The organism is Acinetobacter sp. BD54 (genome assembly GCF_044778325.1).
Taxonomy (GTDB): domain Bacteria; phylum Pseudomonadota; class Gammaproteobacteria; order Pseudomonadales; family Moraxellaceae; genus Acinetobacter; species Acinetobacter baumannii.
Window position 1 is genome coordinate 187,777 of sequence record NZ_JANJEP010000005.1, and the last position, 25,787, is coordinate 213,563.

The 25,787-nt window shown below is 38.2% G+C and carries 22 protein-coding genes; 9 read left to right on the top strand and 13 right to left on the bottom strand.

The genetic code is table 11. The features are described 5' to 3' along the window. Window positions 1–127 precede the first annotated feature (127 nt). The 5 genes from NQ782_RS10225 to proB all read left to right on the top strand — a co-directional run bounded on the left by NQ782_RS10225 (window position 128) and on the right by proB (window position 5,689). Window positions 128–1,585: a glyceraldehyde-3-phosphate dehydrogenase gene (locus NQ782_RS10225; RefSeq protein WP_000031228.1), complete on the top strand. Its 1,458-nt coding sequence runs from the start codon at window positions 128–130 to the stop codon at window positions 1,583–1,585. A gap of 149 nt (window positions 1,586–1,734) precedes the next feature. Beyond that, window positions 1,735–2,469: a hypothetical protein gene (locus NQ782_RS10230; RefSeq protein WP_001183838.1), complete on the top strand. Its 735-nt coding sequence runs from the start codon at window positions 1,735–1,737 to the stop codon at window positions 2,467–2,469. A gap of 11 nt (window positions 2,470–2,480) precedes the next feature. Further along, window positions 2,481–3,155 carry a hypothetical protein gene (locus tag NQ782_RS10235; RefSeq protein ID WP_000468065.1) on the top strand — a complete coding sequence of 225 codons (675 nt, stop codon included), beginning with the start codon at window positions 2,481–2,483 and terminating at the stop codon, window positions 3,153–3,155. A gap of 164 nt (window positions 3,156–3,319) precedes the next feature. Next, window positions 3,320–4,540 carry an Obg family GTPase CgtA gene (cgtA, locus tag NQ782_RS10240; protein WP_001212949.1) on the top strand — a complete coding sequence of 407 codons (1,221 nt, stop codon included), beginning with the start codon at window positions 3,320–3,322 and terminating at the stop codon, window positions 4,538–4,540. Between the two features lie 15 nt (window positions 4,541–4,555). Next, window positions 4,556–5,689 (top strand): glutamate 5-kinase, encoded by a 1,134-nt coding sequence (proB, locus tag NQ782_RS10245; RefSeq protein ID WP_000573844.1) that lies wholly within the window; start codon window positions 4,556–4,558, stop codon window positions 5,687–5,689. Window positions 5,690–5,715: 26 nt separating this feature from the next. Here proB and NQ782_RS10250 read toward each other — a convergent pair whose 3' ends face one another. Both NQ782_RS10250 and NQ782_RS10255 read right to left on the bottom strand, forming a co-directional pair. Beyond that, complete coding sequence (locus tag NQ782_RS10250; protein WP_057094432.1) at window positions 5,716–6,372, bottom strand: HAD-IB family hydrolase; 657 nt, start codon at window positions 6,370–6,372, stop codon at window positions 5,716–5,718. Next, window positions 6,339–7,547 carry a DUF1615 domain-containing protein gene (locus NQ782_RS10255; protein ID WP_001039857.1) on the bottom strand — a complete coding sequence of 403 codons (1,209 nt, stop codon included), beginning with the start codon at window positions 7,545–7,547 and terminating at the stop codon, window positions 6,339–6,341. The genes NQ782_RS10250 and NQ782_RS10255 overlap by 34 nt, the downstream gene beginning before the upstream one ends. An 83-nt stretch (window positions 7,548–7,630) precedes the next feature. Between NQ782_RS10255 and dusB the strand changes: the two genes are divergently transcribed. After that, window positions 7,631–8,656: a tRNA dihydrouridine synthase DusB gene (gene dusB, locus NQ782_RS10260; RefSeq protein WP_057094434.1), complete on the top strand. Its 1,026-nt coding sequence runs from the start codon at window positions 7,631–7,633 to the stop codon at window positions 8,654–8,656. A gap of 43 nt (window positions 8,657–8,699) precedes the next feature. On the opposite strand, the gene NQ782_RS10265 is transcribed toward dusB, so the two are convergent. Together NQ782_RS10265 and NQ782_RS10270 are read right to left on the bottom strand one after the other, a co-directional pair. Then, the gene (locus NQ782_RS10265) at window positions 8,700–9,746 is read right to left on the bottom strand and encodes a nitronate monooxygenase family protein (RefSeq protein ID WP_000055192.1); all 1,047 of its coding nucleotides are present in this window, start codon (window positions 9,744–9,746) and stop codon (window positions 8,700–8,702) included. Window positions 9,747–9,856: 110 nt separating this feature from the next. Next, window positions 9,857–10,558 carry a VIT family protein gene (locus tag NQ782_RS10270; protein WP_000885360.1) on the bottom strand — a complete coding sequence of 234 codons (702 nt, stop codon included), beginning with the start codon at window positions 10,556–10,558 and terminating at the stop codon, window positions 9,857–9,859. 252 nt (window positions 10,559–10,810) lie between these two features. Here NQ782_RS10270 and NQ782_RS10275 point away from each other — a divergent pair, with 252 nt between their 5' ends. Both NQ782_RS10275 and wecB read left to right on the top strand, forming a co-directional pair. Beyond that, the gene (locus NQ782_RS10275; protein ID WP_031946807.1) at window positions 10,811–12,031 is read left to right on the top strand and encodes a M48 family metallopeptidase; all 1,221 of its coding nucleotides are present in this window, start codon (window positions 10,811–10,813) and stop codon (window positions 12,029–12,031) included. Between the two features lie 2 nt (window positions 12,032–12,033). Further along, window positions 12,034–13,170 (top strand): non-hydrolyzing UDP-N-acetylglucosamine 2-epimerase, encoded by a 1,137-nt coding sequence (gene wecB, locus NQ782_RS10280; RefSeq protein ID WP_000718046.1) that lies wholly within the window; start codon window positions 12,034–12,036, stop codon window positions 13,168–13,170. Between the two features lie 7 nt (window positions 13,171–13,177). Here the strand turns inward: wecB and NQ782_RS10285 are convergent, their stop codons facing one another. From NQ782_RS10285 to NQ782_RS10325, 9 genes are all read right to left on the bottom strand, one after another. Then, a complete protein-coding gene (locus NQ782_RS10285; protein ID WP_000744231.1) occupies window positions 13,178–14,083 on the bottom strand; it encodes a hypothetical protein in 906 nt (301 codons plus the stop codon). Further along, the gene (locus NQ782_RS10290) at window positions 14,061–15,905 is read right to left on the bottom strand and encodes a hypothetical protein (RefSeq protein WP_057093871.1); all 1,845 of its coding nucleotides are present in this window, start codon (window positions 15,903–15,905) and stop codon (window positions 14,061–14,063) included. Before NQ782_RS10290 ends, NQ782_RS10285 begins: the two co-directional genes overlap by 23 nt. Next, window positions 15,906–17,156, bottom strand: coding sequence for a glycosyltransferase (locus NQ782_RS10295; RefSeq protein ID WP_000035257.1), 1,251 nt, complete (start codon window positions 17,154–17,156; stop codon window positions 15,906–15,908). Beyond that, the gene (locus NQ782_RS10300; protein ID WP_057093870.1) at window positions 17,143–18,039 is read right to left on the bottom strand and encodes a hypothetical protein; all 897 of its coding nucleotides are present in this window, start codon (window positions 18,037–18,039) and stop codon (window positions 17,143–17,145) included. The genes NQ782_RS10295 and NQ782_RS10300 overlap by 14 nt, the downstream gene beginning before the upstream one ends. Next, window positions 18,039–18,779, bottom strand: coding sequence for a hypothetical protein (locus NQ782_RS10305; RefSeq protein ID WP_001186261.1), 741 nt, complete (start codon window positions 18,777–18,779; stop codon window positions 18,039–18,041). Before NQ782_RS10305 ends, NQ782_RS10300 begins: the two co-directional genes overlap by 1 nt. 194 nt (window positions 18,780–18,973) lie before the next feature. Then, entirely contained in the window at window positions 18,974–20,416 is a 1,443-nt protein-coding gene (locus tag NQ782_RS10310; protein ID WP_057093867.1) for a deoxyribodipyrimidine photo-lyase, read from the bottom strand. Between the two features lie 103 nt (window positions 20,417–20,519). Beyond that, the gene (locus NQ782_RS10315) at window positions 20,520–21,002 is read right to left on the bottom strand and encodes a peptidylprolyl isomerase (protein ID WP_000123995.1); all 483 of its coding nucleotides are present in this window, start codon (window positions 21,000–21,002) and stop codon (window positions 20,520–20,522) included. Window positions 21,003–21,137: 135 nt separating this feature from the next. Beyond that, a complete protein-coding gene (locus NQ782_RS10320; protein WP_057093865.1) occupies window positions 21,138–22,424 on the bottom strand; it encodes an NAD(P)/FAD-dependent oxidoreductase in 1,287 nt (428 codons plus the stop codon). A 99-nt stretch (window positions 22,425–22,523) separates the two neighbouring features. Continuing rightward, window positions 22,524–23,843 (bottom strand): D-alanyl-D-alanine carboxypeptidase PBP6B, encoded by a 1,320-nt coding sequence (locus tag NQ782_RS10325; RefSeq protein ID WP_057093863.1) that lies wholly within the window; start codon window positions 23,841–23,843, stop codon window positions 22,524–22,526. Window positions 23,844–24,015: 172 nt separating this feature from the next. Between NQ782_RS10325 and NQ782_RS10330 the strand changes: the two genes are divergently transcribed. Continuing rightward, window positions 24,016–25,719, top strand: coding sequence for a M61 family metallopeptidase (locus NQ782_RS10330; RefSeq protein ID WP_000903512.1), 1,704 nt, complete (start codon window positions 24,016–24,018; stop codon window positions 25,717–25,719). Window positions 25,720–25,787 lie beyond the last annotated feature (68 nt).

A 25,787-nucleotide genomic window follows, 5' to 3' on the forward strand; every position in this document is an offset into this window, starting at 1 on the left:
TTTATGATGAATTTTGGGAAAATCTAGCCACTAACGTCAGCTTTTGATTCATTCTTGCCAATAATTCCATTACAATTACGGGGTTTTAAAAATCACGCCTAGATATAATTAATTAGAGGACGTATCTGTGAGCAAAGACACTATCATCGCCCTGCACGCTGAACACCAAGGCCGTTGGAAAAACCGTGAAGAAATCGCGGAACGTATGATTGCATTAATCGGTCAATTATACCGTGAAAAAAATATTGTCGTATCTGTTTACGGTCGCTCTTTAATTAACCGTTCTGTTATCCAAATTTTGAAAACTCACCGTCGTACACGTGTTGTAGATGTTGAGCTTTCTGTAGTAAATACTTTCCCTATTTTAGAAGCTTTAGCAAAAGTTGAAAATATCGGTTCTGCAGAAGTTGATATCGGTAAACTTGCAGTTGAATATAAAGAAAAAGGCGGTGATGTTGACGCTTTTGTTGCTCAAGCTGTTGAGTCAATTAAAGGTAGCGCAACTTCTGAACAACCTAAAGATGTAGTTCTTTACGGTTTTGGTCGTATTGGCCGTATCTTGGCTCGTTTAATCATTAGCCAATCAGGTTTAGGTCGTGGTTTAAGCCTTAAAGCGATTGTTGTTCGTAAGTCTTCTGACGGTGACTTGGCAAAACGTGCTTCTTTACTTCGTCGTGACTCTATTCACGGTACTTTTGCAGGTACAATCTCTGTTGATGAAGAAAACGAAGCAATTATCGCTAACGGTAACTTCATCAAAGTGATCTATGCGTCTAGCCCAAGCGAAGTAGACTATACTCAATACGGTATTGAAAACGCGCTTTTAATCGACAACACTGGTAAATGGCGTGATGCTGAAGGCCTAAGCCAACACTTGAAATGTCCAGGTGTTGCACGTGTTGTATTAACTGCACCAAGTAAAGGCGAAATGAAAAACGTTGTATTTGGTGTAAACAACTCTGACATTTTAGATGAAGACAAAATCATCTCTGCTGCAAGTTGTACAACAAATGCGATCACTCCAATTCTTAAAGTATTGGATGACAAATATAAAGTTCTTAATGGTCACGTTGAGACAGTTCACTCATTTACAAATGACCAGAACTTGATCGATAACTACCACAAAGCTGATCGTCGTGGTCGTGCTGCTACATTGAACATGGTTATTACTGAAACTGGTGCTGCTAAAGCTGTTGCTAAAGCATTGCCTGCATTAAAAGGTAAATTAACTGGTAACTCTGTACGTGTTCCTACACCAAACGTATCTCTTGCGATTTTAAACTTAACGCTTGATAAAGAAGTTGATCGTGAAGAAGTGAACGAATACATTCGTCAAATTTCAATCAACTCTAACCTTCAAGGCCAAATCGGTTATACCAACTCTACAGAAGTGGTATCAAGCGACTTTATCGGTTCTCGTACTGCTGGTGTATATGATGCTCAAGCAACGATTACTTCTGGTAACCGCTTAACTGCATATGTTTGGTACGATAACGAAGTAGGTTATAGCTGCCAAGTATTACGTATTGCTGAGCAAATGTGTGGCGTAAGCTATAAAAAAATTCCTGCAGAAACTAACGCTTAATCTGCTTTAACGTTAGATAAAAGAATGTGACAAAAAGACCCAGTTTAGACTGGGTTTTTTTACAACCGTACAAAATATATGCTGATTATTTTTTAGAAATCAATGAGAATACGGTTTAAGGAACAAAAAGAAATAGTAAGGGATTGGAATTGCAGCAGTTTAAAAGATTATTGATCGTCTTCTTTTTTATTATCATCGCGAATATATGTGGTGTACTTATCGCCATTTGGGTGTTTAAACATTTTAATATTTATATTCCGTTGAAAAACCAGGCAGTAGCGATCGATTTACAAGAGCCATTACAGGTACAAGTTAAAGTAAAAGATGCTTTAAATGTCGATGTTAAAGGTCGAGTGAATGCTAATATTCCTATTAATGAGAAGTTAAATATTCCTTTGACGCAGACTTTAACACCACGTGTCTATTTCGATAATATGGTGCCGATTAGTACGGTTATTCCAGTTAAAGAAACTTTAAAAGTTGATCAAAGTTTGCCAATTGACACGAAAGTTCAGGTGAGAGTGCTTGGTAAAGATATTACTTTGCCATTAAAAGGTAATATTCCTTTACAGTTAGATGTACCTATTGATATTCAAGTTCCACTCGATCAAAAAGTTCATTTGAAGTTTGATGCGCCAGTAAAAACGGTCTTAAAAGAAAATCTTCATATTCCATTAAATGCTCAATTAAAAACAAATATTCCAATTCAGGGAAGTTTGAATGTCCCTGTGAAAACAGCTTTAAATGCGTCGGTAGATGTAAAAAATACCTTGCCAGTTAAAATCGAGCATGGTGAGTTAAAAATACCACTATCGAGCATGAGCCTGAATCGCGTTAAATCTGGCGAAGATAACTCTTCACCTGTTCAGAACCAGACAAAATAGGTGAATGGCTTATGTTTGGCTCATTAAAAAGTATATTAATCAGTTTCTTTCTGATTATGATACTCACGGCAATCTTATTTTGGTTTTATTTAAACATACAGGCTTCAGTTGTGGTTTCAGCACATGAGTCAGATATTCGATTACCAGAATCATTAGAAACTAAAATACATGTTGGCAATAATTTGCAAGTCCAATCGATAGGTAAATTAGACACATCTATTGATATTGACCGTCAGATTTCAGTTCCATTAAAAGGAAGATACTTGGCTGATTTAGAGTTTGAAGTCGAGACTCCAATTACGGTAAGTGTTGATTATGCGACAACATTAAAAGTCGATCAGGTGATGCCTTTAGAAACAACCACTGATTTAATTTACAAAAATAAGTTATTACCAAGGTTTCCATTAAAATTAAATATCCCGATTAAACTTGATATTCCATTTCAGTTAAAACGTAGTTATACCATTCCGGTTAAAATTGCTTTTAATGGTCCGGTTTATTTTGAGTTTGATGAATCTATAAATTTGCCAATTAAACATCAGTTTAACCCAAGTTTGAACGTTAACGATGCAATGGAAATGGGGAATATCTCAAGCTTTAATGCCATTATGTATAACTCTGTTCAGCACACTAAAGCTAATTTGGACATGAAGATGGATTTACCTTTACGTAATGTTCATCCTTAGGTAATTAATCAATAAAAATAGACCATGGCTTGCTGTAGGTTTATATCCTGATAAAAAGAAATAAAATAAGCAGCAGGAAAGTAGAATTCTCTCGATTTTCTATTCGAGAATTTTCTGAAAATATGGCAGAATAGGCGGTTTTAGAGTTTTTAGAGGATTGGCAAATGCGCTTTGTTGATGAAGCAGTCATTACCGTAGAGGCTGGCGACGGTGGCAATGGCGTAGCCAGTTTTCGCCGTGAAAAATTTGTACCATTTGGTGGCCCAGATGGTGGTGATGGCGGACGTGGTGGAAGTATCTATATTCAAGCAGATGATGATACAAGTACCCTAGTCGATTACCGTTACACCCGTAAATTCCGCGCTGAGCGTGGTAAAAACGGTGCAGGTGCTAACTGTACCGGACGTGGTGGTGAAGATGTGGTTTTAAAAGTACCCGTTGGTACAACAATTGTTGATACAGATTCAGGCGATATTATTGGCGATCTGGTAGAAGACGGCCAAAGAGTAATGGTTGCAAGCGGTGGTGAAGGTGGTTTAGGAAATACTCACTTTAAATCATCAACCAACCGTGCTCCACGTAAATGTACGACAGGTACAAAAGGTGAGTTCCGTGAAATTCGCCTTGAGTTGAAAGTATTGGCAGATGTTGGCTTATTAGGTATGCCAAATGCTGGTAAATCAACATTTATTCGTGCAGTAAGTGCCGCGAAACCAAAAGTAGCAGATTATCCATTTACCACTATGGTTCCTAACCTAGGTGTAGTAGATGCTGACCGTCACCGCTCGTTTGTGATGGCAGATATTCCGGGACTTATTGAGGGTGCAGCAGAAGGTGCGGGTTTAGGTATTCGTTTCCTTAAGCATTTAGCACGTACACGTATTCTTTTGCACATTATTGATGTACAACCAATTGATGGTTCAGATCCGGCCCATAATGCTAAAGCAATTATGAATGAACTTGCCAAGTTTTCTCCTACTTTGGCGAAGTTACCAATTGTATTAGTACTCAATAAACTTGATCAGATTGCTGAAGAAAGCCGTGAAGAATGGTGTCAGCATATTCTAGATGAGTTGCAATGGACAGGTCCTGTCTTTAAGACCTCGGGTTTACTCGAAGAAGGAACCAAAGAAGTTGTTTATTACCTCATGGATCAGATTGAACAACAACGTGAACGTGAAGTTGAAGATCCTGAGTACGCAGCAGAAGTAAGAGCATTCCGTGAACAGCTTGAAGCTGAAACACGTGAACAGACCATTGCAGCGAAGGAAGCATACCGTGCTATGCGTAAGGCACAACGCCTTGAAAGCATGATGGACGATGATGATGACTTCGATGACGATGAAGACGATGGTGATGTAGAAAGCATCTACGTTCGTGATTAAAAAACCGAGGAAAACATGATAGAAGTGGTCGATGGGCAACGTAAGCTCAGTGAGTGTAAACGAATCGTTGTTAAAATCGGATCATCTTTACTCACGGCAAATGGGCAGGGTCTAGATCTGGACGCTATTTCGCATTGGGCGAAACAGATTGCAGATTTACACAATGCTGGACACGAAATTATTTTAGTGTCTTCAGGAGCTGTGGCAGAAGGTATGGTTCGTATGAAGCTTGCGAGTCGACCCACCGATCTACCCAGTCTTCAAGCATGCGCCGCAATTGGGCAGATGGGCCTAATTCATACTTGGTCTAGTGTGCTTGAAAATCATAGTATCCGAACTGCTCAGGTATTGTTAACACATGATGATTTGGCAGACCGCCGTCGTTACTTAAATTCATGTGATGCATTGCAGAACTTGATTGATTGGCGTGTTATTCCGGTCATTAATGAAAACGATACTGTATCTACCGATGAGATTCGTTTTGGTGATAACGATACACTCGCAGCTATGGTTGCTGGTCAAGTACATGCTGATTTATTAATTATTTTAACAGATCAGCAAGGTATGTTTGATTCAGACCCACGTCATAATCCTGATGCAAAGTTATTATCAACTGTGCGTGCCATGGATGATGTTTTATTTGAAATGGCTGGTGGTGGCGGTGTGCTTGGACGAGGTGGCATGGTCACTAAAGTTCGTGCTGCACGTTTAGCTGCCAAGTCAGGTTGCCCGACATTGATTGCTAGTGGTGAAAGCGACAATGTGTTGTCACGAGTGATGGCTGGTGAGATGCTGGGTACATTGTTTACGACTGATAAAGACCGTATGACAGCGCATCAGCAATGGCTTGCTGCACATTTACAAACAGCGGGTCGTCTTGTAATTGATGATGGCGCAGTTGAAGCGATTAAATTGAAACATCGCAGTTTATTGCCTGTTGGGGTAAAAACTGTTGAAGGACATTTTGATCGTGGTGATGTGGTTGAATGTGTCGATAAACAAGGTAAACGTGTTGCGGTTGGGCGAGTAAATTTTAGCTCTCGTTCTGCTGAAATTATTAAAGGTCTTTCTTCAGACAAAGTTTACCAAGTACTTGGTGAAGCCCGTTCATTAGAAATGATTCATCGCGATCATATGGCAATTTACTAAGTTGTTCTAAATTAAAAAAGCTCGCATCATGCGAGCTTTTTTTGTGGGGTTAATGAGGGCAAGATTCGATCTTCACCGACCATAAAAGGATGTGTAGCAAGACTAAGCATGTCTAAATCTTCTGAGCTATTTCCATACGCATAGATTCGCTGATAGTGCTTTAGAGAATATTGCTCACGTATTCTTAACTTCTTTTGCTCACTACTACAATCCGGAGTTGAGTAGTAACCTGTCATCATGCCATTTTTAATTTGAGTCTCTGTACAAATTAATTCGATACCTAATAATTTGCAAAGTGGAGCAAGATAGATATCAATAGAGGCAGAAACTAATACCACCTGATCACCTAATAGCTGGTGTTGCTGTAATTGTGCAAAAATTTCAGGTGAAAGTGCAGAGACGAGTTCTTGTGCGTATTCTTCGCCTAGTCTTTGCAATTCAATTGCAGGAGTATTTCTGAACATGCTACGAAATAGCTTAGCACGCATCGCATGGGCTGGATAAAAGTTAAGATAATAGGCTTGAATCCATGGCAGGATTTTCAAGCCTTGCTTCACAATATGGCGTTTAGACAACGCATAAAAGATGAACCCTGTAAAACTGTCTTTACTGCACAAGGTTCCATCAAAATCGAACAGGGCGAGATTTTTTATAGTCTTATTCGTTTCGCTCGTTGCATACATGTTTCATATCGTCCGTTTACGCGGGTTGCATACCAATTAGTATTATAGTCACGACTTAGTTTAGGCCCAGAAATCACCACTTGCGGCATAATTGCATAGAGCGGCTCTTTGCCAGTTTTTGATTTATAAAGTTTAGTCAGTGCAATATAAGTTTGAGTACTCTCAAACTTTTTCTCTTTTTCTAATTTTAGATCATCACGAATCTGTCTTGGTGTAACTAAAACATTATTACTAGCAAATACGGTAATTAGTTCTTTTTCTGACTCGCTTTGAGTTGCGCGTGGATCACCATCTTTTGTGTAAAGGAGTAGATCGCCATCAAGACTTATATCCTTGTCGGTGAGTTCTTTTAGCATTTTTTGAAAAGCTGCATTACGACTAGAGTACATACCAGAGTTGTAATCTGCAAAACGATAAATGGCTTTATCATAATCTGCCGGATAAACCATTAAACGGTGAATTCCATAATAAAGGCCGCCATACTCGGTATATAAGTCATCACGTAGTGCAGCAGTATTCATACTCGAGCGTTTGTTTGCTTTAGCATAGTTAATATGAACTTGCATTGAACCCAGTGTAGTGATCGGATTCATTTTTTCGCCAATATCTTGTCCAACTAATTTAGCTGCGCCAGTTAAAGCACTCACGTGATAGTGTTTGGCCATAAAATCGAAAATTTCTCGGTAAAGTAAATCAAGGTCTTTCTCGGTTTTAACTTTACGCATCTGACTCATATAGTTATTGTCAGGAGAGGGTTGGGTTCTTAGTACTTCTTCAAAGTAACCTGCAATTGTTCCACCAATGGTTTTGCCAAGCTTATCTTCAAATTTTTCATTTAAACGTGTACTGACTTCCTCAACCGCTTTTTGTCCTAATCCTGGCACTTGAGGATTGGCGACAAAATTGGATTCCTGATCAACGACCGCCACAATACTACAGACATTTTGTTTGGTTTTAGGAATATCTAAGTCTTTCATAATGTCATCAATATCTTTAGCCCATGACTCACGGTCATGCACACGAGATGGGATGAGACGTTTGATTTGCTGGCTTTCTAATTCAGGCTCATCATTATTTGACCACCAGGCTTTATCTCCACAAGCAGCTAAACTCATGCATACGGCAACCATACCGAATGATTTAAATAAAAAACGGGAAGACAACGGTTTGTTCATGGAGAGGAGGGCACCTGCATAAAAAGATGAGCTGATCAAGCGGATGAAGTATACTATGCCGATCATCAATTGTATGAATATATATGTATATTGGTCCCTATCAACTGTCAAATAATTTAATTGTTGCCCCTATGGCCGGTGTAACTGACCGTCCATTTAGAACGCTGTGCAAGTATTTTGGTGCGGGTCATGCAGTCAGTGAAATGATGACTGCTGACAAGACTTTACGTATGACTAAAAAAAGTCTTTATCGTGCTAATTTTGATGGAGAGTTAGCTCCAATTTCTGCACAGATTGCAGGTTCTGATCCAGTACAGTTGGCTGAAGCGGCTCGTTACCAAGTCGCAAATGGCGCGCAAATTGTTGATATCAATATGGGATGTCCTGCAAAGAAAGTATGTAATAAATTAGCGGGTTCAGCATTATTACAAGATGAAGATTTGGTAGCTCGAATATTAGATGCAGTCGTTGCAGCAGTTGATGTTCCGGTAACTTTAAAAACCCGTTTGGGATTTTTAAATGGCCAAGAGAATATTCTACGGGTGGCTAAGCGTGCCGAAGAGGCTGGCATCGCTGCATTAGCACTACACGGCCGTACGCGTGAAGATATGTATTTAAATACCGCCCGTTATGAATTGATTAAGCATGTTAAAGAATTAATCCATATTCCTGTGATTGCTAATGGTGATATTGATAGTCCTGAGAAAGCAAAATATGTACTGGACTATACTGGGGCAGATGCAATTATGATTGGGCGGGCTGCACAAGGTCGACCGTGGATTTTTCGTGAAATTGCCCATTACTTAAAAACTGGTGAACACCTTGCTGCTCCGAATATTGAAGAAGTTAAAGAAGTGCTTTTAGGGCATTTGACTGAGTTATATCAGTTTTATGGTGAATACTCTGGTTGTCGTATTGCCCGTAAGCATATTGCTTGGTACACCAAAGGTTTACGCTCAAGTAATGAGTTTCGACAAAATATGTATAAAGTTGAAACGACTGCTGAACAAGCTTTAGTTGTTGAGAGTTATTTTAATCAATTGCTCGCTGAAGGTAATTTGATGAGTGATGTTCAGGTTGAACAGGTTAATTTATTAGATACTCACTAAAATAAAGCAACCAGTATAGAGACTGGTTGCTTGGAATTTTTATCTATTCATTGTCTAGCATTTCAACGACCAGTTGATTAACCAGATCAGGTGCTTCAAGTTCACGTATTTGTGCAACGTTACTTCCTGCCCAAAAAGCACCAAAACCGTAATCTTGGTGTTTGCTTGCAAGAGCATTTAGTTGCTTTGCTAAATCATAGGTATAAGGATATTCGGGTTGTACAGGGCGAGTAGGTGAATCAATTTTTGTATGCCAATGGTTGAGTATCCCCCGAGCAGGGCGTCCAGAAAGACTAGCACTAATCTGTGTTACAGGTTTACTAAATAGGGCTTTGCGATATTCGGCAGAAGCATTTGAAGTTTGGCATTGAACAAATGCTGTCCCTAATTGGACTGCGGCTGCGCCTAAGCCCAACATATGTTTGGCTTGTAAGCCAGTCATTATGCCACCTGCGGCTACAACCGGAAGTGTGCAGTGCTGCACAATCAGTTGAACCAAGTCACTAGTTTTAATTGCCCCATCAAAAGTCTGGTTGAAAATCCCTCTATGTCCGCCTGCCTCAATCCCTTGGGCAATAATAATATCGATGCCCGCTGCCTCAATAGCTTGAGCTTCGATCAAATTAGTTGCCGAAACCATAGTCAAAATACCAGCCTCTTTTAAAGCTTTAATTTGATGCGGATGCGGAATACCAAAGTGAAAACTTACTGCTTTTGGCTTAGTTTCTAAAACAATATTTAAAAAATCATCATTGTCTAAAAAACTTGGATAGATACAGTGCAGTTCTTGGGGCGGTTGAGCACCGAATTTTTCAAAATGAGGACGTAGGTACTCAAGCCATTGTTTTGCTTTTTCTACATTAAGCTCAGTCGATTGATGACAGAAAAAATTAACTTGAAATGGGTTTTCCGTGAGCGCTTGAGTTTTTAAAATTTGTTCACGTGCACTTTGCGGTGTGTTTGCTCCTAAGCCTAATGATCCAAGGCCTCCTTGATTTGAAACCTCGGCTGCTAATTCAGGAGTAGAGACGCCCGCCATTGGAGCCAGAAAAATTGGATGTTTGATTGCAAGTTGTTGTAATAGGCTCATTTTATTCACCTCAATTCTTTCTCTTCACCATAACGTGAAAATAGAATGAAGAGCAAATAATATTGGCTATTTAATTTTTAAATATTAAGAGTCTTATTTAAAAAACTCTCTTATAAAGGAGTGACATTAAATAAGGAACCAATCCAGCTTGAAAAAGCCATCGCTAAAATACCCCATAAGGTAATACGTAAACTACCTTTGATTTTAGACGTGCCTGCAAAATAACTCGAAAGGGCACCTAAAATTGCTAATGCCGCGATACCTGTAATAAGGACACTTGGCATAATTAAATGCTCTGGGCTAAACAAAATGGCAAGCATGGGGAAAAATGCCCCAAATGAAAATGAAGCTGCTGAGGAGAGTGCTGCTTGAATTGGGTTTGCCGCCGTATTTTCATGAATACCGATTTCATCTCGGGCATGTGCACCCAAAGCATCATGAGTTGTAAGCTGAATAGCTACCTCCTTTGCTAGTTCTTTTGAAAGTCCCCTAGAAATATAGATTTGAGTTAATTCATCCAATTCTTTTTGAGGGTATTTTTTTAATTCTTTTGCCTCAATAGCTAAATCTGATTTTTCAATATCTTCTTGAGATTTAACCGAAATATATTCTCCGGCAGCCATTGAGGTTGCGCCTGAAATGAGTCCAGCAACACAAGTGATAAATAGAGTATGTGAGCTTGCCCCACTTGCAGCCATTCCCATAATTAAGCTAGTCACTGAAATAATGCCATCATTAGCGCCTAATACTGAGGCTCTTAGCCAACCTGAGCGTTGAATGGCATGATGCTCTGTATGATGTGGAAAAGCCATGTGTTTTTCCTTATAAATGTTTTATAAATGCTATGAAATTTTACAATTTATTGGTCAAAAAATATGTCATTATTATAGGAAATTTAGGGATAAGACAGAATAGATCAATAATAAAAATGGAGATTAAACAATTATTTTAAAACATCCTTAACCTAACTTAACGATGTAACTTATTATTTTTAATTATAATATTTATTGATCATTCCAAAGACTTGCCCTCCCTAATAAGTCTAATTTACTGTAGAGGTGAAAATGAAAAATATCAAAACAATAAACTCTATAACACATTCAATATTACTGATGGGAGCAGTGATCTCTTCTTTGGGAATGATCGGTATAAGCTCAGTTTATGCACAAGAGCAAGTCGACCCTGCATATAAGCCCGGTAACCCTATTTATGATAAATGGGATAGATTTTATAAAATTGAACAGTCTCAACCGCAAGAAGCAGAAAAAATATTAGTTGAGCTTAGTAAACTGACACCAACCGATATTAAAGTCTGGAAAAGTCTTACTTATTTACAGATTCGGCTTGAAAAAAGGGAAGAAGCTTTACAAAGCTTAAGACAAGCAAGAAATTTAGCTCCTCAAGATGACACCTTAAAATTACAAGAAGCTTATTTGCTGAATCAGCAGAAAAAAGATCGTGAAGCATTGGTTTTATTTAAAGAGTTAAGTTCCTCTTCAGACCCTGAAATTGCTGCTAAAGCAACTCAGGCAGTTAAAAATTTAAGTGGGGGAGAAGTTAAACCATATTTTAGAGATATTTATTTTGCACCGTCTTATGAGTCACGTTATGACGATGTTATTTTTCCTTTAAAAATGAGGTATGGCAAAAACATCGATAATGGGCGAGCCCAAGTATATGGCTTTCTTAATTTAAACCGCGATACTCAATCGCAAGGTGGAGTCCGACCTGAAATTATTGATGAAAATGCAGCCACTTTAGGGGTGGGGGCAAATTATCAACCGTGGACTTCCATTCCTGTACGAGCCTATGTCGAAGTTGGTGGAAGTTATGACTTGATTGATAGAAATAGAAAGCGGTTTCGTGAGAGTGTTGTGGGCGGTGTAACGGGTTATCAAGAATGGTATTCACAAACAAACTGTGATCATTCACTTTGTTTAGATAATTATTTTACTGACTTATACGGCAATGTCGCGACTTATTCGAGAGAGGACTATAACGTTATTGGGGATTTACGCTTACGCACAGGTTTAAATCTCTATAAGGGTGAGAGTGGGACTGTACAGGCTTATGTGAAATTGCATGGCTTAGCGGATAGCGAAGATGAATATTACAATAATTTATTTGAATATGGCCCAGGCATTTCATGGCAGCCTTTTAATTATCAACCGATAAAACTACGGGTTGAACGTCTATATGGCAATTATTTTAAAGACGTACCGGTTAATACAAAAGATCATTACAACAATACTCGTGTAGAACTTGTTTTTTATAAGGATTTCTAATAATGAAGAAAATTTTTATTTCAATTGTATTTGGTACTCGTCCAGAGCTCATAAAGTTGGCTCCGGTAATTTTATTAGCAAAACAAGATGCACGATTTCAGGTAGAAGTTATTTTTACAGGACAACATGATGAATTAGTTCGAGATGCGATAGATTTCTTTGAGGTTGAAATTGATCATCGCCTTAAAATTATGAAGGCTGGACAAAGCCTAAATCAGCTTCTAATTCATGGCTTAACGCAACTTGAAAATATCTATACAGATGGTCAAAAAAGAGATGCAATTGTTATTCAAGGTGATACTACAACCGTGTTAGCTGCTGGGCTAGTTGCATTTTCAATGAAGATTCCTGTTGCCCATGTCGAAGCGGGTTTACGTTCTTATGATTTAGATCATCCATTTCCTGAAGAAGGTAACCGCCAGTTAGTTTCTCGTATTACCAAATGGCATTTTGCCCCTACAGAACAATCAAAGCGTAACTTGTTAAATGAGCAGATTCCACCTTCATTGATTACAGTGACAGGAAATACGGTAGTCGATGCTGTGCATTTAGGAAGGAAACTCATAGCTGAAAAGACGGGTTTGAAAAATCAACTTGAGCCTTACGGAATTGAATTAAAACAAAACGATAAAGTTGTACTTATAACTGCTCACCGCCGTGAGAATTTTGGCGAAGGAATTCAGAATATTTGTAATGCTGTTGAGTATTTAGCAAAACAGCATCCTGATTTACATTTTATTTGGCCTGTACATTTAAATCCTGCTGTACATAATGTAGTGCACGATAAATTTAAAAATCATGCTCAAATTCATCTTGTGAAGCCACTCGATTATCCGAGTTTATTGGCCGTTATCGACCGCTCCACCTTTATTTTAACGGACTCTGGTGGTTTACAAGAAGAAAGCCCATCATTTAATAAGCCTGTCTTAATTTTAAGAGATACGACTGAACGCCCGGAAGTGGTAGAGGTGGGAGCAGGAGTATTGGTTGGAACAAATCAGCAGAGAATTATTGAAGAGGCTGAGAAACTTTTAACGGATTCGCAGCATTACCAAAAAATGGCTCATGTTGAAAATCCGTTTGGTGATGGACGTGCTGCCCAGCGAATATTAGATGAAATTGCCAGAACTTATAACTAGAGATCATTTATTTTGAGTTTTTGGGTTCGTTTATGGTGGCGGGTGTGCTGCCATAAACGAGTCGATACCATAGGCCTACAATATAAACGGACCATCGGCCCATATAGTGGGGGCCATCAAAAATATAAATTTTTTTCCCTTCATACGCCTTAATTTGAGAGATAATTTCCCAAGGATAGGCTGCACGAAATTGCCCATTTTTCTTAGTTCGAAATGCTTCTAAAACAATAACCGTTTTATCTTTTCCAAGTGTCTGTTCAAGTTGATCTAAAATACGTCTAGCTTGTTCGGGAGTTCTTACTCCGACACCTACACCATCTTGGAAAAAAACGCCTGCTTGTTGAGGAAGCCAGCTTTTAACCCATAAATCGTAGTTTTCGGGTTCACTTTCACCACTATAAACACTAACCCAAATAGGTGAGGGTAATTTTTCCAAAACATGTCCTAAGGTACTTACTCTTAGCCATGTTGGGTCGGCTTCTACTGGAAAATAATAGCCTTTTAAAGATGCATCATTTTGTTCTTGAATAATTTGTGCAGATTTTTCTCCCAAAGCAACGACATTAGCACGCGCTTCGTGTTCATTATATTCACCTGCTAACCCCAATATAAGATTTTTAGCCCAAGGTTGCTGTTTAATTTTTTGTAAATCAATGGCTTTTTCCCATTGAGGGAGGGTGGAGTTTTTCCACCAAGATTTAGATTCAACGACTGACCATTGGGGAACAAAAGTATTTATTCCTAAGTAATGCCAGTTTCCTTTAGGAGGAGTAGTATCATTGTCAGGTTGCCAGAAGATACCCTCAATAATGGGAGGTTGCCCATGATTTTTGAACAACCCCGCATAACCCACCACACTACATATAATTAAAATAATAAAAGCAGTTATTTTAATTGGTATCTGTTTTTTCATTATTACGTCGTAACCAATACCACAAGAAGATCACTATTATCATAATTGCAGAGATAATCACAACTAATAAAAAGAATGATGATTGCTGAACTAATGGCGCTTTTTGATTACCCACAATTAATTTTTGAAGAACATAAATATTGCCGTTTTCAGAAACCAGCATTTTAGTCACATTATTTGGGATTTTATGCTGTATTTTTCCCCATAAATGCATAAAGGTTTGTGCACCGTTTTCAGAGTCTGTAATTACATCGAAGCGGTTATTGTTATAACTTACGATAAAGCCATTCGCTGCTGCGGGTGCATAAATAATATTTTGATGCATTAAGACTTGTTGCTGATAAATTTCTTTGTTCACTCTCACATTCACTGCTTGTGGAGAGGTTGGAGAAAAGCGTACTAGGTTCACTGGCATTGGTGCTTGTGTCAGCAGCATGTTTTTAGCGACTTGTCCTAAAATAATGGCAATATTTAATGCCCCAGATTGGTCATCAATTGCGATCGTTGGCTTGGTGGCTAAGGTCATTGAAAGAGCGGCAACACCATTTTTAAGTTTATGGGGAAGTTTGACCGTTGATTTGGCGGTATCAACCCAGAGTGAGCCGTGAGCATTGGGTAAACATTGAGAATTGGCAATAACCGAGTTTTCAAGTTTCAAGCTAAAGTTGGTTGTATTTGAAATTTCCTTGGCAAAGATGTTGAACTGTCGGTTTACAGGGTCGGATGCGAGATCCGCCGTTTTCATACTTCCTGCAAGTCCTCCATCAATCCATGCTGTAATATTTGAACCTTGTAATAGTCCACTTTGAATACGAAGTGCGATTTGCCCTTGCAGAATATCAGTAGGTTGCCATACTGCCGGAAAATCAAGAAATAAATTCTTTTCGGCATGATTTAGTCGAAAATCCTGAATACCTAGATCTGCAAGCGTATCAATTTTTTTAAATTGCGCCCAAGCTGGTGCTGAGATTGTAGTTGGAAAAATAGCGCTACCCGTATCAAGCTGTTGCACATAAGTTGGATTAATTAGCCCGTTAATGACAGCGGTAAGCTCTTGTGGAGTGTGATAAGTAATAGATAGCGTCGGTACACCTTCAGCCGGTTTAGCAATTTGTACTAAGGCTCCTCCTTTGAGTGGGCTTGCCGAACGAATCACTTCAATAATAAAGTTCGTTTCAGGATTTAGATTGGTTTGGCCTGAATCAACCCATTCAATTGGCGTTACGGAGCTCCACGAACTTACTAATCGGCCCAACATAGAGGCTTCGGTAATTTCTTTACGGTTATATTTTAAGATCCCGACAAAAGGTGTAGGTCGTCTAGCCTGAGGGTTAAATAAAGCGTCCGGTAGATCTTTTAAACGGTACTCATTTCGAATAGGCGTAAAGTCGAGTTGGGAATTACTCAAATAAGTTAAGTGATCAATATCTTCTGTACAGAATGTTTCTTTTGTTTGGTTAAGCGTCGTTGGTTTTGCATATTGTTGAATAATAAAATCTAAACGGTGAAAACCACTCTGACTAGCAGGAATATTAAATTTGAATTGGCCATCACCATTAAGCGTAGTGTTATAAATGAGCTTATCGTCATATTTGACGAGTACTGTTGTGTCATTTTCAGTTGAGTAGTCACTCGAAAACTGAATGTTTTGCCATTCAGCACCTTTTCCAATATAGAAAAAGTGAGGCTCGACTGTATATTTAGTCGAGGTACTAATATCGTCGAGTTTCCATGTATAAGCATGAGTAGACATGGCAAGCAAAAAACTGGTGCTGGCAAGGAGCACTTGAGCTGTTTGGTAAAGATCAAAAGTCTTTTTCATTTATTTTTTCTCCTTGCTACGTTCCGTTTTGTACCATTGAAGGGAGTTGCCCTGTATTTTATTTTTTAGCATGTCGAATGCGGCTTTAAACACAATAAATAAGAAGATTTGTGAGTAACTTACGTAAGATAAGACAGAATAAAAATAGAGTTCTGGTTTAACTTTTTCTAAAGAAAGCGTAAACCACATTTGTGCTACATAGAGACAAAATGAGAGTCCCCACAGTAGTGTAAATGGACCAGGAACTGAAATACCTGCAATATCAAGTAAGCCAAGCGTTAAGGTAATATGACTCCAGAATAAAGCCGGTACAAAAAGGATATAGCACATAATGTTATTTAGAATTTCAATTCCGATTGGGAATGGGGTTCTCAGTGCTACGGGTAAATATTTGCGTGTCACATAAAAATTACCTTGAGTCCAGCGTGAGCGCTGTTTAACGAATACGCTTAACGAAGGAGGGTCCTGTTGCCAACCAATTGCATAGGGAACCCATTTAATTCGTTTTTGTCCGATAAAAATTCGGAAACTCATTTCTGTATCATCGACTAGTGATTTTTCATCAAAACCGCCCAAAGTCTCTAGAGCATCGCGCCAGATGACATAATTTGTTCCCATTAATGTTGATAGTTCAAAACGTTGCCAGCGTCCACCTTGAAAGATCCATTGGAAAAAGATGAATTCAATCGCAATAAAACGAGTCAAAATACTATCCTGCCAGTTACGGGTTCTGACTTTGCCATTTACCGCGACTAGCTTTTTATCGGCTAACAAGGTTTGGGCAAGTAATCGGACGCAATCGGGTTCAGGGGTACTATCGGCGTCGTAAACAACAATTAACTCACCTTTGGCATGGGGAAGGCCATTATTAAGCGTTCTTGATTTACCTTTACCACCCATACCTTTGGGTACATTGACAATTTTTATGCAAGGATAAATTTTTGCGAGGTTTTCTGCGATTTCGAGGGTGTTGTCTTTGGAGCCATCATTGATCAGTAAGACTTCATAAGACTCTGCCGGATAGTCCTGTTGAGCAATGGCATGCAAAGTGTCCTCAATCACAACGCCTTCATTATAAGCAGGGATCAAAACACTTAAGACTGGCCATCTTTCTGGTATTGGTAAGTTTTGCAGCTCTTTTTCAGCCGTTTTGGAATACTTCCACGCTTGATAGCTTAACCATGCCCAAAATGCTTGAGGAATCCAAATACCTAAAAAGCCAAATAAAAACAGGATATCAATTGGAGCCATTTTTACGGACCCTCCTAATAATAGAAGAGATGAGCAGCAATAATAAAATTGCCCCGACCACTAAGGAGATCCATGAAATATAGCTACCAAATGTACCGAGTAGATCCGGATACGTCGTTGTTAAAATCAGGTCAAGTGGAACAACAACAATACTTAAAATAATAAATATATAACCTATAAGATTCGTACTTACATGTTCAGGAGTACTCTCATAATCAATATTATTAAAGTTCCAAGAAATGCCGAGTTGAGGATATCGAATATTAGATAGAGGTAAATCGGCAGGGGGATTAATGATAATTTCATAACCTGAAACATGACCGTTAAAACCCTTGGCCGAGTAAAATAAATGTGGGCCTTGTCTGACTTCTCTTGAGGGTAATGGTAAATTTGCTGAATTTAGCTGGATAATATAACTACCTGCTGGTTGAGAAATTAAATTTTCATCCCATCCCGTACTCACAAAAGCAGCCATTGGGCGTAAACCAATAGCGGTCGAAAAAGTTGCTTTTGCGGCAAAATATTGAGGTTGTTCAGTTTTAAAAAGCACAATAGGAATAGCACCTTGGCTTACTGCTTCTTTTAACAAGAAATAGTGAGGAAAACCGAATACTTCGTCTGGCAAGATAATGCCGGGTCTAATTCCGTTATGGATAAACTTTTGGAAACTTTCAGAGCTAATCTGATCAATCGTAAAGACAGGCCACCATGTATCTTGGTAAGGGAAAAACATGGAAAGATCACTAGGACTTTGAACCTCGGCTTTTATTTGCTCAGCTTTAATTTCGCAATGATAATATTGTCGATAGAATTGTTGTAATGTGGCATCTGGATATTGGCTAGAGGCGATTACAATTCCACAAATATTAAGAAGATTAGACATTAGCTCATCTCCTCAGGTGGAAGAGGAACAATTTTGTATTCCACCTCAAGACGCAAGGTCGTAATTTCTTTTAATTTTTTTAAGAATACAGGGTCTTCTTCTGTTTTCTGCTGGCGAATCATAATACTGTAAATATTTTCCAGATCATCATCTGCAAACTGGAAAACAATCTCGTTGGGTTCATGCTGGCTTAAAATTTTAATCATTTCATTTTGAGTTGTTTTCCAGACATCATCGCCTAACATTTCTTTAATTAGACTGCGATTAAGAATTCGAATTTCGAATACTTCATAATCTTGTACATTGTGGTGATCAAGTAATTTAAAAAAACTACGCTGAAAGTATTTTAAAGCACTGAGCGGGAAAATATCGCGGCGATAATTTCGGTCATAGCTTTGAATATCACGGTATTTCTGTACATTAATTTCAATATTGTGGCGTACAGCACTTAGAAAGAGCGGAATTAGGGGAATAATGAATAGTAAAAGTAACTGACGTTCAATATGTGTTTGTGCGCCTAAGTCGAGTAAAAAGTATACGGCAACCCCAATAAAAGCGACTAAACCTACAATTAAAGACAAACCGACTTCTAAAAAAGCACCTGAAATTAAAAGAAGAAGAATAAAAATCCAACTTCCTCTAAAACTCACAGGCAGCCACTCATATGCAACCATTCCCATAAATAGATGAGCTGCGATAATCCATAAGATGAGTGTTCTACCGGGGTGTTTTTGTTGCATGTGGCCTATGCTACCTTTTTTGTAATGTTAATTTTTTTATACTTTTATAATGAAAGGTGTTGATTTGCGAAGTAGTTGTTGTTTCTGTCCTTTTTAGGTATCTATTATGTTTATTTGTAGATTAAAGCCACTGTATAGTCAAACCTTGTTATTAATTTTTCATCAAAAATAAACAGAGCAGACTCAATTGTTATCTAAATATTCTTGAAAGTTTCAATTGCTTTAAGGCGTGTTTCTTTTAAATCTACTATGGGTTTTGGATAATTTAAACCAAGATCGGTTTTGCTTGAGTAGGGTTCATGAATCGTTTTATTGTCCAAATGAGCCAATTCTTTCACCCATTGGCGAATATATTCACCCTCCGGATCAAACTTCTTTGATTGAGCAATTGGGTTGAAAATCCGAAAATAAGGTACGGCATCTGTTCCTGTTGAGGCACACCATTGCCAACCGCCATTATTTGCGGCGAGGTCACCATCAATTAAATGTTGCATAAACCATTGTTCACCAATGCGCCAATCAATCAAAAGATTTTTACATAAAAACATGGCCGTAATCATACGTACTCGATTATGCATCCAGCCTGTTTGTAAAAGTTGTCGCATCCCAGCATCAACAATAGGAATACCGGTTTGACCCGTTTGCCATGCGGTTAAATGTTCTGGATTATGGTTCCATTTAATCTTCTGAGTATCTTTTTTAAATGGGATGTGTTTAGAAACATGCGGAAAATCAAATAAAATATGTTGGTAGAACTCTCTCCAAAGAAGTTCGTCTAACCATGTTTGTTGGCCCTCATTGACTAAGTGAAAGTTGCCATGTTGATTACGAAAGAGTGCTTGTAAACACTGTCGAATAGATAAAATACCAATATTTAAATAAGGCGAAAGCTTACTTGTAGCTTGTATATGAGGAAAATCGCGCTCGACTTTATAGTGACAAACCGATTCTTCAATAAATTGATCTAATTGTTCTAATGCGTATTGCTCGCCAACAGGCCATAAATCTTGCTGTTCTTTTGAGAGAAATGAGCAAAATAGCTTTTCAATTTCGTCTAAATCAATATTTTTCCCCTGTAAAAAATCTAGTGGTACTTCATTTTGTTTATTAGGGACTGGATAACATTGAGGTAAACCGCTTGTGTCGAGCTTTGTATAACAAGCTTTTTTGAATGCACTAAATACTTGATATGGTTGTTGTGATTGCTTACGGATTGAACGTAAAGGAAAAATAGTACGGTCATGGAATAAAAATAGTTCTTTGCCATGCCGATTTAAATAGTCTTGTACATTTTTATCTCTTTTTAATTCATTTACGCCTATTTCGATATTGGCATACACGTTTTCAATATTATATTTCTTGCTGAAATCAGAAATAAAGTTTGCGATCTCTTTCCAATAGGGAATGACTTGAATAACTAGTGGAATATGCAGTGCTGCTAACTCTTTCTGAAGCGTTCTGAGTTGTCGTAAATAAAAACTTATTTTTATTGGAGCATCGGCGTGTTGTTTCCATTGCTCTGGCGATAAGATGACTAAACCCAGTGAAGGTCCTTGCTGGCTGGCGTGCCACAAAGCTGCATGATCATGTATACGCAAATCTTGACGAAACCAAATGAGCTGATAAGCATTTGACATGCAAGTCCCTAAAAATAAATTAACTCTATGAATATTATATAAATTAAAGACATAAAAAAAGCAAAGCCGAAGCTTTGCTTTTTATTATCTTCTAAAAGAAGACTTAGTGGTGATGACCACCTGCACCGTGTACGTGACCGTGATCTAATTCTTCTTGAGAAGCTTCACGGATTTCTACGATTTCAACTTCAAAAGTTAAATCTTGACCAGCAAGTGGGAAGTTTGCATCAACGATAACGTTGTCGCCTTCAACAGCTTTAACAGTAACGATTTGAACGCCGTCATCTGTTTGAGCTTGGAATTGCATACCTGGTTGAATGTTATCAACGCCTTGGAACATTTGAGCAGGAACTTCTTGTACTAGGTCTGGGTTATATTCGCCATAACCTTCAGCAGCTGGTACGTTAACAGTGAATTTATCACCAACAGTCTTACCAGTTAATGCATTTTCTAAACCAGGAATGATGTTGCCTGCGCCATGCAAATAGGCAAGTGGTTCACCTTGAGATTGATCAAGTGTTTCACCCTCAGCGTTTGTTAATTTATAGTGGAATGAAACCACGTGGTTATTTGCAATTGCAGTCATGTTTTTGATCCATTCAATCAATTAAAGCGTACATCATAAAGTGAAAAATAAATTTTGTAGACTACAAAATCTCAATCTTTAACACTTTTTCTAATGCGTTTTTATCTAAATAGGGATGAACTTAAAAAATTCAACTCAATACAGCTTAATTTTTGGTCGTACTCGTCTTGTAAGTAAATCTTTCATTGTGAGTAGTCCAGCTTGAGTGTATCCGTGAATTGTTGCTTGATGTAAACGGTATAAAGATACATACATCGTTTTAGCAATATATCCTTGGACACTGACATCCCCCAGTAATTCTCCAACCGCTTTATTACGACTTAAAGACACAAGTGAACCTTTGTCATTAAAAGTAAACATCGGTTGTGATCGGCCATTTAGCCTAGCAGCCATAGCATCGACTAAAAAGCTTGCTTGTTGACTAGCAACTTGAGCGCGTGGTCCGAGAGGCGGGTGTCTTGCATCAAGTTGGCAATGGGCACAATCACCAAATGCAAATACATTAGAATCGGAATAGGTCTGCAGCGTTGCATAGACCATTAAGCGGTTAATATTGTCACGTTCGAAATCACTAAGACTTTCAAGTACTTTTGGTGCTTTTACCCCAGCTGCCCATACCGTAATATCACTGTTGAGCTGGTTACCATTACTAAAATAGATATGGTGTTCATCAATTTTTTCAACACGGTGTTTAGTTAAAATTTCAACACCCATTTTTTGAAGCTGTTTTGCGCTATGTTCAGCTGTTTTTTCACTTAGGGCAGGGAGAATGCGTTCTGATGCCTCAATGAGTGTAATTTTGACTTGATTCGGATGGATCTTTTTCAAACCATAGCGATAAAAGTTTTTGGTCGTTTCAATCAGTTCAGCCGCAAGTTCGACACCTGTTGCCCCCGCACCAATAATTCCAATATTTAATGTACGTTGATCGGGTTGATTTTGCGCTTCGATATATAAATGTAAAAGATCTTGCTGGAAAATATCCGCCTGTTTACGGCTATCGAGGAAATGGCAGTTTTCACGAACACCGGGTGTATTGAAATCATTTGATACTGAACCAAGCGCTAAAACCAGCGTATCGTAACTGAGTTGTTGAATATGGGTGTTTTGTTCTTTAGAGACTTGAGGGGGAATTAAATCAATTATTTTCTTATCTTTATTTACTGCTGTTAATGTTCCCAACACAAATTCATAGTGGTGTTTCTCTGCATGGGCAAAATAATTGGTTTGCTCTTCGTGAGGATTTAAAGAACCCGCCGCAATTTCATGAAGTAATGGTTTCCAGATATGAGTTAAATTTTGGTCAACCAATGTAATTTTGGCTTTACCATTTTTCCCAAAAGTTTCACCAAGTTGCGTGGCGAGTTCTAAACCACCAGCGCCACCACCGACAATAACAATATGATGTAAGTTTTGGGTCATTTTTATCACCTAATTATTTTTCTATAAAAAAAAGATGGCTGAATTATGCCATCTTTTTTTTATAAAATTTATTGTGCATCTGTGCACAATTTGATGTTTTTAGTGCGAATCTATAGGGTAGAGTTTTGCTGCACTGTGCTCACTTGATGAAAAGATTGAGAATAGGCTTGAGAACCACATCATAATTCTTTGGAAAATATTCGCTTCTTCAATGTGTACATCATTTTCAATTTGAAGACTGCGAATGAGCTGGTTGTTTTGATAAATTGAAACTGTTGCCAAATTCATCGCTTTCATTAACGGTGCTGTTAACTTTTGTTCATTTAACTGAATATTTACACGTGTTTGAGTTGTTTCAAGTGGAGCAATAATTTTAGGTTGTTGATTGCTATCAAGAACTTGAATACGCTGTGTAGCATAATCAAACGTATTTAAATCAATTGGTGTTGGCTCAGCATATAAAGAAGTCGTAACAATGGTTGGCTGCTTAGTTTCTACTTTAAACATTTTTAAAGTTGATTTAATAACAGGCAATTCAGCAATTAATTTTTGCTCAGGAATAACCACTTCATCACGTGTATAAGCATAAGCAAGATTCATTAATTTATCTGCAATTTCAGCACGTTTCACAGCACTTGGGGTACCTAAGACAATTACCAGTAAACGTCTTTGCGGTAAGTTCGGTGAAAATGAAGGGCGTGAAGCTGTTAGAGCCAAGTTATAACCTGCTGCTTTGGTATAGCCAGTTTTTAAGCCATCTACAGATGGATCATATTTGAGCGCAAGGTTCGTCGCATGGTGAAAACGTTGATTGTAGCTAAAGCTCGGCATTTTCGAATAATGTAAATATTCAGGGGTTTGGTGAATCACTGCCTGACTTAATAAGCTCAAATCATGAGCTGTCGTGTAATGATCCGGCATTGTAATACCAGCAGGGTTACTAAAGTGCGTGTCTTTCATACCCAGTGCTTGTGCTTCTTGATTCATACGTTGTACGAAATGAGGCACATCACCAGAAATTTTTTCAGCCAAAGTCACAGCTGCATCATTTGCAGACATAACAATTAAACCAGCCAAGAGCTGATCAACTGAAATTTGCTCGCCCGCTTTGAGGTACATTTGTGATTCATCCCACTGCACCACGCTTACGACTGGTGTTGCAGTAATGACTTCGTTCAGTTTTAACTTTCCAGCCTTAATCTCTTTTAATGCAATATAGGCCACCATCATTTTGGTTAAAGATGCTGGCGCACGTTGTACATGACTATTATGCTCAGCAATAATTTGACCAGATTGGGTATCTACAATTGTCCATGCAGCGGCTTCAACACTTTCAGGAGCAATATTAAGTAGAGCAGCATTGGTAAGAGTAGTACAGAAAATACTAAACAGCGTAAAAACAGATAGGAAGAATTTCACTAGGTGACCTTGACGTTTACTGGCAAATACGGAACACAGATGCCCAGCATGCTATGCCTTTTTTTTGTAGAAGGCTAGTGTGAATTGTTGCCAAAAAATACATCTACGCAAGTCGATACAAAAAAGTGATAATCTAATGTGAAACCGTTCTTATTTTTAAATTGAAGAATTTATGTTGCATTATCAAATTGAGTTCGATGATTACAAACAACACCTTGTTCACGTGACAATTCGCTTTTTAGCGAATCCAAATCAGGAACTATGGTTACCAACGTGGATTCCGGGCAGTTATCTCATTCGAGAGTTTTCTAAGCACATCGAGGCAGTAAAGGCCTATGATGAAGCTGGACGCATGCTCAATATTAAAAAGACTGAAAAAAATCGCTGGCGTTTATTTAACACCGATCATGAGTTAATTACTGTTGAATATGATGTTTATGCATATGATTTATCAGTACGTGGTGCTTATGTAGATCAAACGCGTTTATATATTAACCCTGCCTGTGTGTGTTTAGGCTTAGAAGGCCAAGAACAATCTGCATGTGAATTAGAAATCTTTTTGCCGGATGAATTAAAACACTTTCAATTAGCAACAGGATTAGCTTCAAAAAGTTTAGTAAAAGGACGTTTTACTTTAAAAGCTGATCATTATGATCAACTCATTGATAGTCCATTTGAATTAGCTGATCAAACGCGTTTTAGCTTCGAAACGCATGGAATTGAACATGAGTTTGTGATTTCAGGTACTCACGCTACGAATGTTGATCGTTTAAAAACGGATATTGAAAAAATTTGTGCAGCCGAAATTGATCTGTTTGGTTCGGCACCGTTTAAAAACTATACCTTCATGACCATGGCAACAGGGAATAGTTATGGTGGGCTAGAGCATTGCAATAGCACAAGTCTGATTACTCCACGAGATGATTTACCGAAATCGAATGAACCCACTGAACCTTCGAAAGATTATCAACGTTTCTTAGGTCTATGCAGTCATGAATATTTTCATTCTTGGTTAGTAAAGTTTATCCGTCCAGAAAATTTTGCGAACTACAATCTGCATCAAGAAGGCTATACCTCGCTACTGTGGATTTTTGAAGGGTTTACTTCGTATTACGATGATTTAATTTTATTACGTAGTGGCGTGATTTCCCAAAAGTCTTATTTAGATTTGTTGAAGTCACAGATTGATCGCTATTTGCAAAACCCGGGACGTTTTGTTCAAACAGTAGCAGAATCAAGTTTTGATGCTTGGATTAAATTTTATCGTCAAGATGAAAATTCGAATAATGCAGGCACGAGCTATTATAACAAAGGTGCATTAGTTGCCTTATGTCTGGACTTAGGCTTACGTTTACGTGGTTCTAGCCTTGATGCCTTAATGCGTCGATTGTATGAAAACACGCAAAACGGTGTTCAGGTTAATGAGCGTACAATTTTTGATTTATGTGAAGAGCTAACAGGCGATAGTTGGTTAGAGCAAATCAATCATTTGATTAATACTACTGAAGAGTTACCACTCGATCAGTTATTCCCTGAGTTTGGTTTAAGTTATACGCTTAAAAATGATAAGACTTTAGCTTATGGTTTAAAGCTAGCTGATAAGCCTGAAGGTGTGTTAGTACAAAATGCTCACCGTGAGGGAGCTGGTGCTAAAGCGGGTATTTCTGCTAATGATGTCATTATTGCAATTGATGGACTAAAAGCGACCACAAAACTTATTGAGAAATATGCTAAACAAAAGGGTAATTACTCAGTCTTGGCTTTCCGCCGTGATGAGTTATTGTCGTTTGAAGTTACAAGTGACAGCATAAACTTAACTGAAGTTGAACTTATTATTGAAGATCAAAGCAAAGCTGACAAATGGTTAAAAGCCTAAATAACCGTTAATTAATTTATAAAAAACCGATGTTTCGTGCATCGGTTTTTGTTTTTTCCTAACTTCAA

Excerpts from the sequence above, each read along its gene's own strand:
- NQ782_RS10330 (WP_000903512.1), top strand. The coding sequence starts at position 24,016 with ATGTTGCATTATCAAATTGAGTTCGATGATTACAAACAACACCTTGTT.
- cgtA (WP_001212949.1), top strand. The coding sequence starts at position 3,320 with ATGCGCTTTGTTGATGAAGCAGTCATTACCGTAGAGGCTGGCGACGGT.
- NQ782_RS10250 (WP_057094432.1), bottom strand. The coding sequence starts at position 6,372 with ATGTATGCAACGAGCGAAACGAATAAGACTATAAAAAATCTCGCCCTG.
- NQ782_RS10320 (WP_057093865.1), bottom strand. The coding sequence starts at position 22,424 with ATGACCCAAAACTTACATCATATTGTTATTGTCGGTGGTGGCGCTGGT.
- NQ782_RS10295 (WP_000035257.1), bottom strand. The coding sequence starts at position 17,156 with ATGGCTCCAATTGATATCCTGTTTTTATTTGGCTTTTTAGGTATTTGG.
- NQ782_RS10305 (WP_001186261.1), bottom strand. The coding sequence starts at position 18,779 with ATGCAACAAAAACACCCCGGTAGAACACTCATCTTATGGATTATCGCA.
- proB (WP_000573844.1), top strand. The coding sequence starts at position 4,556 with ATGATAGAAGTGGTCGATGGGCAACGTAAGCTCAGTGAGTGTAAACGA.
- NQ782_RS10290 (WP_057093871.1), bottom strand. The coding sequence starts at position 15,905 with ATGAAAAAGACTTTTGATCTTTACCAAACAGCTCAAGTGCTCCTTGCC.
- wecB (WP_000718046.1), top strand. The coding sequence starts at position 12,034 with ATGAAGAAAATTTTTATTTCAATTGTATTTGGTACTCGTCCAGAGCTC.
- NQ782_RS10310 (WP_057093867.1), bottom strand. The coding sequence starts at position 20,416 with ATGTCAAATGCTTATCAGCTCATTTGGTTTCGTCAAGATTTGCGTATA.
- NQ782_RS10315 (WP_000123995.1), bottom strand. The coding sequence starts at position 21,002 with ATGACTGCAATTGCAAATAACCACGTGGTTTCATTCCACTATAAATTA.
- NQ782_RS10300 (WP_057093870.1), bottom strand. The coding sequence starts at position 18,039 with ATGTCTAATCTTCTTAATATTTGTGGAATTGTAATCGCCTCTAGCCAA.
- NQ782_RS10235 (WP_000468065.1), top strand. The coding sequence starts at position 2,481 with ATGTTTGGCTCATTAAAAAGTATATTAATCAGTTTCTTTCTGATTATG.
- dusB (WP_057094434.1), top strand. The coding sequence starts at position 7,631 with ATGTATATTGGTCCCTATCAACTGTCAAATAATTTAATTGTTGCCCCT.
- NQ782_RS10285 (WP_000744231.1), bottom strand. The coding sequence starts at position 14,083 with ATGAAAAAACAGATACCAATTAAAATAACTGCTTTTATTATTTTAATT.
- NQ782_RS10255 (WP_001039857.1), bottom strand. The coding sequence starts at position 7,547 with ATGAACAAACCGTTGTCTTCCCGTTTTTTATTTAAATCATTCGGTATG.
- NQ782_RS10265 (WP_000055192.1), bottom strand. The coding sequence starts at position 9,746 with ATGAGCCTATTACAACAACTTGCAATCAAACATCCAATTTTTCTGGCT.
- NQ782_RS10270 (WP_000885360.1), bottom strand. The coding sequence starts at position 10,558 with ATGGCTTTTCCACATCATACAGAGCATCATGCCATTCAACGCTCAGGT.
- NQ782_RS10275 (WP_031946807.1), top strand. The coding sequence starts at position 10,811 with ATGAAAAATATCAAAACAATAAACTCTATAACACATTCAATATTACTG.